Source organism: Wenzhouxiangella sediminis (assembly GCF_003410055.1).
In the GTDB taxonomy this organism is placed as follows: domain Bacteria; phylum Pseudomonadota; class Gammaproteobacteria; order Xanthomonadales; family Wenzhouxiangellaceae; genus Wenzhouxiangella; species Wenzhouxiangella sediminis.
This window is the reverse complement of sequence record NZ_QUZK01000018.1, coordinates 72,824-81,893: the sequence shown is the minus strand read 5'-3', so window position 1 is coordinate 81,893 and position 9,070 is coordinate 72,824. Positions and strand designations below refer to the sequence as shown.

Below are 9,070 nucleotides of genomic sequence, written 5' to 3'. Positions count from 1 at the left end.
AGCTCATCGCCCGGCGTGATAGGTCACGAAGACGGCGACAATGTTCTCGCGGCTGTCCTCCCCCGGTGCCGTGCTGTCACGCTCGTGACGAATTGCACCGACGCGGCCCGACCATCGGGGCGTGAAACTGCGGGACAGGAACAGGGAGCCATGGTAGTCGGTGTCGCGGCGCTGATCGATATCGAATCGGCGCCGTTCGACCTCGACACGCGCCCGGAGGATCATCAGGGGGGTGATCCGCCAACTGCCGAGGAACGTGCCGCCGAATTCCCGGTAATCCAGGTCGGCGTCGGTTGCGAACTCGTAATCGCGCCAGGCAGGGGCGAGTGACCATTCGAATCGTTCCGTGGCCTGATACCAGCCGAGTTCGGCTTCGTCCAGTTCGTACAGTTCAGCGCCCACCGGCAGCCGCGTGGTATGCGAGACCGGCAGGTCGATGGCATCGATGGCCGTCGTCAGCTGCCTGACGCTGTCGGACAACTCGTGCCGTGCCGACAGGCGCAGTCCGCCGCGTTCGAGGAGCCTCCAGTCGATCGCGACGCGCAGCAGCGGCGAGGACGTCGATCCGAGATGATCCGGTTCGATCCATGTATAGCCCGCGGCAACGTCCAGCTCCGTGCGCGCCTGGGTCGAAGTCAGTCGCGCAAAGGTATCGAATCGCTCGTAGTCGTTGAGATCGGAGGGCGACTCCCGGTAGCTCACGTCGGTGAACTCCACGCCCAGCGAGGCATTCCGGGTGGGCGTCATGCGCCTCATGAGGCGAGCCGCGGCACTCATTCGCTCGCTGTTGAAGTCGTCGATCTCTTCGGCATAGCTGTGGATGAAGCGCGCATCCAGAAGGGCCTCCCAAGCAGTACCCGCACGAATCCGCCAGGCCGGACCGGTTACCAGCACGTTGGTCTGCTGGAGATTGTCGGGCGCGTCCACGGCGAACAGGTTGATCGGCTCGACGCTGGCAACGTCCTGAAAAGTCCAGATCAGCGACTCGGGCACCAGGATCCAGTCGATCAGCGTGGCCAGGTTGGCGCGGAACTCGTCGTCGAATTCGCTCTCGAGCGAGTGCCGGTACTCGGCAAAGCCCTGGGCCCTTGCCTGCCAGCGCCGGCCGGTTCTGGACAGATCAAGCACCAACCTCGGAATGAGCAGCGTATCGTCCGGTCCGGGCGGGTCGAATCGCCCCCGGTTGTCGCTGTATTCAACGCCCAGCTCCAGATCCAGAACGAAGGCAGGCGCCGGATCTTCCGGCTCCTGGATCGACTGGGCGCGAACCTCGAAGGCCGACAGCGAGAAGATGAGCAGACAGCAGCCCAATACCGGTTGGGTCGCATTCATGGCAGCTGGTTGAACGCCACGCCCGCGAACCGGTCCTGCGGCAGCATGTCGGCAGCCCGCCGGATCACCTCCGGCCGATGGCGACCCTCGCCGACCACCAGGATGATCAGGTCCGCATAGACCGACAGTATCCTGGCATCCGGCGCTCCGAGCACCGGGGGGGCATCGATCACGACATAACGGTCGTCGTAGCGATTGCGGATCTCGTTGACCAGCGCGCGCATCCGGACGGAGGCGAAGTGTTCCGGTCCGCGCCGCCCGCCCCGACCGACCGGAATGATCCTGAGGCGTTCCACGCCGCTGGGATGGATGACCGAAGACAGGTCGCCGACGCCGCCGCTGAAGAGATCGAGCAGTCCCGGTGCCTCGTCGGCCAGACCGAAGTCTTCGGCGAGCCTGGGCTTGCGATGGTCGCACTCCACCAGGAGGGCAGTCCTTTCCTCGTCGAGCGCGATCGATGCCGCCAGGTTGCGCGCCAGGTAGCTCGCGCCGCATCCGCTGCCCACACCGGTGACCATGAGTATCGGGTTGCTCACTGCGCTTCGCGTCAGGACGTTGGTGCGCAGCTCCCTGACCAGGTCCATCTGGCGGGAATTGCGCATCGAGGCGTGAATCAAGCGACGCCGCTCCAGGGCGGTCGGAGCAAGAAGCTCTCCTTCGGTCATCCTGGCTATCGATCGACCTGCGCGCCGCGCGTCGCCAAGCACCTCGGAAGGTCCTTCTTCAGGAGTGGTCACTGATCCGTCCAGCTGGTTGTGGGTCTTCATGCGTTCACCATGATCCTTATCCAGCCGGCGATCCCGTAGGCCGCAAGCGTGACGACCGCGATCGCGACGGCAACTGCAATGCGAGCTTTCAAGCGCTTTCGCTCACGCGGCGTCCAGTAGCGCGGAATGGTGCCCAGCAGTGGAAGCTGCGTCACACGCTCGATGGCTTCCGGCGAGCGCACCCTGGGGTCGAGCCGTACGAGCAGCAACAGCAGGCCGAGCGGTGTGGCCACGGCAGCCATCAGGCCGCCTGCCGCCAGGTGCATGAAGCGGGGCCCCGAGGCGCGCGCCGGCTCCATGGCCGGCTCGTGGATGCTGAAGGTCAGACCCTGCCCGAGCTCGTCGAGCCGCATCGACAGACGCGCGTTCTCGAGTCGATTGAGCAGGTCCTCGTAGATGGTCCGGTTGACCACGTGATCGCGCATCAATTCGGCATGCTGCAGGTCGGATTGGGCCACCCGGCGCCCGCGGGCGATTTCCTGCTGGAGCAGACGCTCGGTCGCATCGATCCTTGCATCCAGTCCGGCCATCGCACTGCGCAGCTCGGAAAGACCGATATTGAGCTCCTGCTGCATCGCGCTCTGGCGATACCCGGAGCCGTCGACGGGGGCCGCCACTCGGCTGCCCGATGAAGCCAGCTCTGCCTTGAGGTCCTCGATCTGATGACGCGCCCGGACCACGTCCGGATGTCGCGGCTGCAGATCCAGCAGCAGCGTGTCGAGCTCTTCCTGCACGATCGAGATTCGCTGACGCAGTTGCGCCTGGTAGGTCTGGATGCCGGATTCCGGATCCAGTCCGGCAAGCTGCCTTTCCAGGGAGGCCTCCCTGGATCGCATTTCCCCGCGCTCGATGCGGAACTGCTGGATGTCGGCACGCAGCCCCGCGATGCGATCGTCCACCGCGTCTCCCGAGCCCGGACGGGCGTCATCGCTGATTTCCCGGAACGCCTTGAGCCGCTCTTCGGCATCCACCAGCATGCCGTGGTACTGGCTCACCTGACGGGCGATGAACTCGTAGGCATCGGCGCTTTCCCGTTTCTTGGCCGCAGCGCTTTCGGCCATGAACAGCGCCGCGAAGCGTTCGGTGACAAGCTTCGCTCGCGCGGGGTTCCGGTCCCAGTACTCGATCCGGATGAGATTCTCCCTGGGAGCGCCGACTGCCGTTCGATCCTTGATCTCCTGGACCAGTCTCTCGCGTTCTGCCTGTCCGGGCGAGGCGTCCAGCCAGCCACCGACGGCGAGTATCTCCTCCATCACCTTCTGGCTGAACATGACTTCCTGCGCGATGGCTGCACGGTCGTACACGCTGGTGGGCACGGCGCGTCCGTCCATGAGCTGGCGGATGATGTTGTCCTCCGAAACCAGGATGCTGGTCGAGGAGCGGTACTGTTTGGGCCAGCTGATCGCCACGGCCAGCGCGAGCAGGCCGATGACCGCGAATGCCAGCGCCAGCAGCAGGAAATGCCGTTGGCCCTCGCGCAGACTGGCCGGGATGTACTCGGTCAGGGGAAGGGGCTCGGCCACATTGGGAAGCTGGTTCATCCGGTTCGTTCCTAGAAGTTGCGCTGGGGAACGGTGATCACGTCACCGGGCATGAGGACATGGTTGGCGCTGAGATCGCCCTGCTCCAGAATCCGCCTCAGGGGTAGCGCATAGCTCTCGAACCCGCCCTTGTCGAGGTGGCGATGAAGCGCACTTCTGTCGGCCGCCGCGTACTCGTTCGGACCGCCGGCCGCCAGCACCGCATCGAGCACGGTCATTCCCTGTCGGTGCGGCAGCGACACCGGCGATCGAACGGCTCCGGTCACCCTCACCCGCGACAGGTATTCATGACTGCGCAGTTCCGTGACGATTACCGTGACGTTCGGTTCGCGAATGTAGTCAGCCAGCAAGCCCCGCGCGTTGTCCGCGACCTCCTCGGGACGAAGACCGCCCGCCTGGATGTCCCCGATCAACGGAACCGTGATCTTCCCGTCGGATCGAACCGGCACGGTCACGCCCAGATCCTCTCTTCGCCAGACGCTGACCTGTACGACATCATCGACGCCGATTCGATAGTCCTCAACCGCCATGCTCATGAGCGAGGAAGGCGGAACGGGGCCGGCACTCGGCCCGCTTGCGCAACCGGCCATCAACAACGCCGACAGCGTCGCCATGACAAGCAGTGCTTCGCGAATCTTGAACATAATCATTGGCTGTTACTCCCGCCCGACCAGTGTCGCCAACCCGTATCGGGTCGCCCGCAGCAACCGTTCGACTGCAGTTGCGAATCTACGCTGTGCCGGGCAGGCGAATCTGTGCGCAATCGAACATTCACCCGCGTCATGGCAATCCGGAGTGGTAGCGCAGGTCGCGCCGTGTACGGCAACGCACAGATGGACTTTCCGTTGCGGGTTCAGAGTCGACCCATCTGACGCAGCGACTGGATCAGCAGGTTCGATTGGGATCGGGCCGTCCAGCTTCGACGGGGGCAGGCAATGCATCCATTGGTCAATCGGGCGATTCGCTCGGCACTTCAGCGGGGCAAGTCCATGCTTCGCGCCACGCGCGCGGGCCGCAGTCTGCTCTACGACTTGAACAACCGCCATGAATTCACGAGCCTGTTGAGCCACGAGCGCATGCTCGCCGATCGCGTCCGCGTCGACGCCTATCACGAGGCGATCCGCCGTCATGTCCATCCGGGACAGACCGTCATCGACCTGGGCACGGGTACGGGGATTCTCGCGATGTTCGCGGCCAGACAGTCCCGTGCCAGGGTCTACGCGCTCGATCATTCCGACTTTCTGGGCGTCGCACGCCGCGCGGCCCGTCACAACGGTCTCGACGGCATCGAATTCGTGAAGATCAACAGCCGCGAGTTCACGCCACCGCAACGCGTGGATCTCGTGATTCATGAGCAGATCGGGGACGAGCTGCTGACCGAGAACATGCTCGACAACCTGCTCGACCTCAAGAAACGATGCCTCAAGCCGGAGGGGCGCATTCTGCCGGCCGTGTTCGAGCTCTTTCTCGAGCCGGTCCAGCTTCGCTCCGGACGGAGGATTCCGTACCTGTGGGAAGAGCCCGTGCACGGCCTCGATTTCGGTATTCTCCGCAATGATCGCGATGCAGAGCGATTCAAGCCGCCCGACTACGACTGCTACCTGCTGGAACCTTCGGCGTTTGAAATGCTGCTCTGCAAGCCGCGACCCCTGCTGACTTTCGACCTCAACCGGATGGACAGTCCGAGGCAGTTGGGTAACCACTTCCGGGCACGCAAGACCGCTTCGCGCCCCGGAAGGATGGATGGTCTGGCACTGTACTTCCGGGTCGTTTTCGACCAAGACCTGAGTTTCGACACCTCACCGCTGAGCGCGGTGACTCACTGGCGATCTCGCCTGTTCAGAGTGCCTGCAAGAAGGCTGGAAACCGGAGAGAGCTTCGAGATCGAACTCGATCTCCCTGATCCGACCAACATCCACTCCTGGCGCATGAGAATTCTGGAAAGTCATCACCATGAGCTCTCCCCGCAAGAGTCGGCGACTCAAGTATGAAGGAAGCGCTGACTATCGGTTCGCTTCCCTCGCCGAACCGACAGGAACAGGACTGTCCATCTCCTTCAGCAGGTCACCGTAGGTCTGCGGATTGGCGCGCAGCGTGGGATCTGGGGAATAGCTGAGATCCCACTGGTCCGGATTGACCACATCACGCCCGATGCTCAGGCTCAGCAGGTTCCTGGGGCGTTCGGACCGGTTGTCGCCACCGGCATGCATCAGGTCGCTTCGAAACAGGATCACGCTGCCCTTCCTGGGTGCAGTTCGGACCATGCGAAAGGATTCGGACAACAGCTTGCGGTAGCGAAAGAGCTTCCACAGATTCCTCGGCCCCAGCATTCCGACACGGAACTGGTAGGTCTTGCCCGTCACGAAGCGCAACAGGTTCGGCTGGTGATCGTCCTGTTGTCGCGAGAAGACCCGGTCTCGGAACTCACCGGGCTCCAGGTTCGGATGGCCGCAACGCCGCATTCGAAGCAGGGCCTTGAGATTGTAGGCAAGAATGCGGAAATTGCAGGCGATCCGATAAAGCTCCATGAACTCGAAGGCCCGCCCGTCCATGCGGATATTCGCGCCGCCGTACTTGTGGGTTCCCGGCACAAACAGCGTACCGCCCTGCTCCGGCGCGATGTCGTCGACGGCGACGAGCATCGAAAGCACGCAGTCGGGATCCCGGTGGATGTATTGATGGGAAGATCCCTGGTGGCTGGTAAGCGTCGTGATCTCCAGCAGTGGACGCGAACGCCCGCAGTACTCGGAGATCACCGGTTCGAGCCGCCGGCACAGCGTGGATACGAAGCGCAGCGATTCCGGCGTCGAGGGCAGCGAACAGAAATTGCGGCGCCTGTAGCGGTTGTCGGTTTCACTGGCGAACTGACTCATGTGCCGCTTCGGATCGTTGACGGTCTGATCGATCAGGCCCTGGCCGGCGTCCGCCTCCCGGCGCGTCAACAGCCCATCGACGATCACGAACCCGCTGCGATCCAGGCATTCCCGAATCGTATCGGCGCATTCTTCGGACAAACCGGTGCCACCATCGAATTCTGCCGTGACCTGGAACTCCGAACTGTCTCCCAGGGGGACGAAGGCACTTGATTCATCGCTCCTGCTCGACCGCGAATTGTGGGCGAGGGAGAAAGGTCCTGGATCCGGCATCGGAGAACTCCTGCGGGTATGGCCAAGGCGCCGGACCGGCCCCATGCCAAACGGCTGGAACCACCGGCTCTGTGGACGATGCTAGGCTTGCCGCAACCAACAGTTCGGTGCGCAAACGCACAATCGGCGCCCCGCACATCAAGCCTGGCGGCTCCGGATTGCCGAAAACCGCAGTCAGGCGGTGAATGGATCGACCGGTCGCTTGACCTGCATCAACCCCACGCGCCGGGGATTCCGGGCACAATTCCTCATGGACAGGCAGTTTTCCGATCGAGTTGAAGCCGGCCGTGTTCTGGCAGCGCACCTCGAGCACTTGAAAGACCGCAGCGACCTCCTGGTCCTTGGGTTGCCGCGCGGCGGCGTTCCTGTTGCCAAGGAAGTGGCCAGTGCGCTCGGGGCGCCGCTCGACGTTCTCGTCGTGCGCAAACTGGGTGCGCCCGGCCAGCCCGAACTGGCAATCGGCGCGATCGCCAGCGGCGGCGTGCAGGTGCTCTCACGCGATCTGATCGAGCAACTCCACGTCAGCGCATCCAGGCTGGCCACGGAAATCGAAAAACAGCTCAAGGAACTGGACCGTCGGGAAAGGCAGTATCGGGGCGACCGGCCCTTTCCGGATCTCGAGGGCAAGACCCTGCTCGTCATAGACGACGGCCTCGCCACGGGCTCGACAATGGAAGCGGCCGTCCGGGCGCTCAGGCAGCACGAGCCACGCGCGATCATCGTGGCCGTGCCCGTGGCGCCGAGCCATGTCTCCTCCAGCCTGCTTTCGGCCGCGGACGAATTCATCGCGGTCGAAAGACCGCAGAGTTTCATGGCCGTCGGACAGTTCTATCGCCGCTTCGACCAGACCAGCGACGAGGAAGTCCGCGAGATTCTTGCCGCCCACACGCATTCGGGCGAATGACGCCGCCCGATTACCGGGAGCATCCCTGGATGCGTCTGATCATGATCGGATTGACCTGCGTCATCGCGCCGTTGATCGCCGAGGTCTAGTATCTGGATCCTGGCTCACCTACGGAGCAAACAGCCATGAAACGCCTTCTCGTCGTTCTTCTGCTTACCCCCATTCTCATGCTCCCGGGCTGCGCCACCGGCCCCAAGGAGGAAGCCGGCATGGTCATCGGCGGCATTATCGGCGGCGTCCTGGGAAGCCAGGTCGGCAGCGGCCGCGGACGGACGACCGCGACCGTGATCGGTGCACTGGCGGGCAGTGCCATCGGCAGTTCGATCGGGCGCGAGATGGACGAGATGGATCGGATGAAGATGTCGGCCACGCTCGAGGCCACGCGCACCGGCGTGGCGACGACCTGGTCCAACCCGGACACCGGCTACGATTACCGGATGGTGCCGACCCGAACCTACGAATCGGCTGAGGGCCCGTGCCGCGAGTACGTTCTTGACGCCGAAATCGGCGGCCGAACCGAGCAGGTCTATGGAACGGCGTGTCGCCAGGCCGACGGCAGCTGGCGAGTCGTCGACTGAGGTCGGGAGGGAAGTTCAGGAGTCCGGGCCGCTGCAACTCCTGCCTGTGCAGCGCCCTACTCTCCGGCGGCTTCGTTCAGGGCCGCCGGATCGAGAATGTGGATCTGGCGGTTGTTAACCGACAGAACACCCTGCTCCTGGTAGCGGGTGAAGGTTCTCGACAGCGTTTCGGGAGCCAGCCCCAGGAAACGGGCCAGGTCGCGGCGGTTCAACGGCAGCGTCAGATCGACCGGACTCTTCCCCCGCATTTGCTCCTCGCGCGAAAAATCCAGAAGGAATTCCGCCAGGCGACGCTCGGCCGGATGACGGTCCATGTACAGAAGGCGGCTGAACCGCTGGATTTCACGGTACATGCCTTCGACCAGACTTTCCGTGCCGTTCGTGCGAAGCGCCACGTGAGGCAGTTCGGCCACTTCGATGCTGCAGATTTCCAGCGCGATCACGCTGGAGAGCGCGGGCTTGCCGATGAGCGCTTCGAAGCCCAGCACGTCGCCCGGGCCGTGCATGCCCAGGATCTGCTCCTCGCCGTCCCGGTGGACGCAATAACTCTTGAGATGCCCGGTGCGGACAATGAAGGATTCGGTGCCGAATTCACCGGCCTGGAAGAGATGGTCCCCGGCCTGGAGAATCCGTCGCGGGGAGTGACCGATACGGATTCGACCAGGCCAGGCGGCCGATCGTGCCGAGGCGCTTGCTGCGTCCCCCTTCAATCTCTGTAGACCCTGAGTCATTTCCGTTCCCTGCCGGGCCTGGCCCGGGTGGAGCCAACAACACTTCAGGCATTCGCTGCCTTTGATTGAAG

9 protein-coding genes are annotated in these 9,070 nt (G+C 63.7%); 3 read left to right on the top strand and 6 right to left on the bottom strand.

All coding sequences use genetic code 11. From position 1 onward, the window contains the following. Positions 1-3: 3 nt before the first annotated feature. Genes DZC52_RS04205 through DZC52_RS04190 form a run of 4 tightly spaced genes read right to left on the bottom strand, consistent with a single transcriptional unit; the run spans position 4 to position 4,290 of the window. Complete coding sequence (locus tag DZC52_RS04205) at positions 4-1,332, bottom strand: porin family protein (RefSeq protein WP_116649875.1); 1,329 nt, start codon at positions 1,330-1,332, stop codon at positions 4-6. After that, a complete protein-coding gene (locus DZC52_RS04200; RefSeq protein WP_181918769.1) occupies positions 1,329-2,099 on the bottom strand; it encodes a P-loop NTPase family protein in 771 nt (256 codons plus the stop codon). Before DZC52_RS04200 ends, DZC52_RS04205 begins: the two co-directional genes overlap by 4 nt. After that, the gene (locus DZC52_RS04195; RefSeq protein WP_116649873.1) at positions 2,096-3,640 is read right to left on the bottom strand and encodes an XrtA system polysaccharide chain length determinant; all 1,545 of its coding nucleotides are present in this window, start codon (positions 3,638-3,640) and stop codon (positions 2,096-2,098) included. The genes DZC52_RS04200 and DZC52_RS04195 overlap by 4 nt, the downstream gene beginning before the upstream one ends. 11 nt (positions 3,641-3,651) lie before the next feature. Next, positions 3,652-4,290, bottom strand: coding sequence for a polysaccharide biosynthesis/export family protein (locus DZC52_RS04190; RefSeq protein ID WP_245960756.1), 639 nt, complete (start codon positions 4,288-4,290; stop codon positions 3,652-3,654). A 339-nt stretch (positions 4,291-4,629) separates the two neighbouring features. On the opposite strand from DZC52_RS04190, the gene DZC52_RS04185 reads away from it, so the two are divergent. After that, positions 4,630-5,631 carry a methyltransferase domain-containing protein gene (locus tag DZC52_RS04185; RefSeq protein ID WP_181918768.1) on the top strand — a complete coding sequence of 334 codons (1,002 nt, stop codon included), beginning with the start codon at positions 4,630-4,632 and terminating at the stop codon, positions 5,629-5,631. A gap of 12 nt (positions 5,632-5,643) precedes the next feature. On the opposite strand, the gene DZC52_RS04180 is transcribed toward DZC52_RS04185, so the two are convergent. Further along, positions 5,644-6,654, bottom strand: coding sequence for a phytanoyl-CoA dioxygenase family protein (locus DZC52_RS04180; RefSeq protein WP_181918767.1), 1,011 nt, complete (start codon positions 6,652-6,654; stop codon positions 5,644-5,646). A gap of 382 nt (positions 6,655-7,036) precedes the next feature. Between DZC52_RS04180 and DZC52_RS04175 the strand changes: the two genes are divergently transcribed. Together DZC52_RS04175 and DZC52_RS04170 are read left to right on the top strand one after the other, a co-directional pair. Further along, positions 7,037-7,690, top strand: coding sequence for a phosphoribosyltransferase (locus DZC52_RS04175; protein WP_116649870.1), 654 nt, complete (start codon positions 7,037-7,039; stop codon positions 7,688-7,690). A gap of 125 nt (positions 7,691-7,815) precedes the next feature. Beyond that, a complete protein-coding gene (locus DZC52_RS04170; protein ID WP_116649869.1) occupies positions 7,816-8,268 on the top strand; it encodes a glycine zipper 2TM domain-containing protein in 453 nt (150 codons plus the stop codon). Positions 8,269-8,324: 56 nt separating this feature from the next. Here the strand turns inward: DZC52_RS04170 and DZC52_RS04165 are convergent, their stop codons facing one another. Then, positions 8,325-8,999, bottom strand: coding sequence for a Crp/Fnr family transcriptional regulator (locus tag DZC52_RS04165; protein WP_116649868.1), 675 nt, complete (start codon positions 8,997-8,999; stop codon positions 8,325-8,327). Between the last annotated feature and the right edge of the window lie 71 nt (positions 9,000-9,070).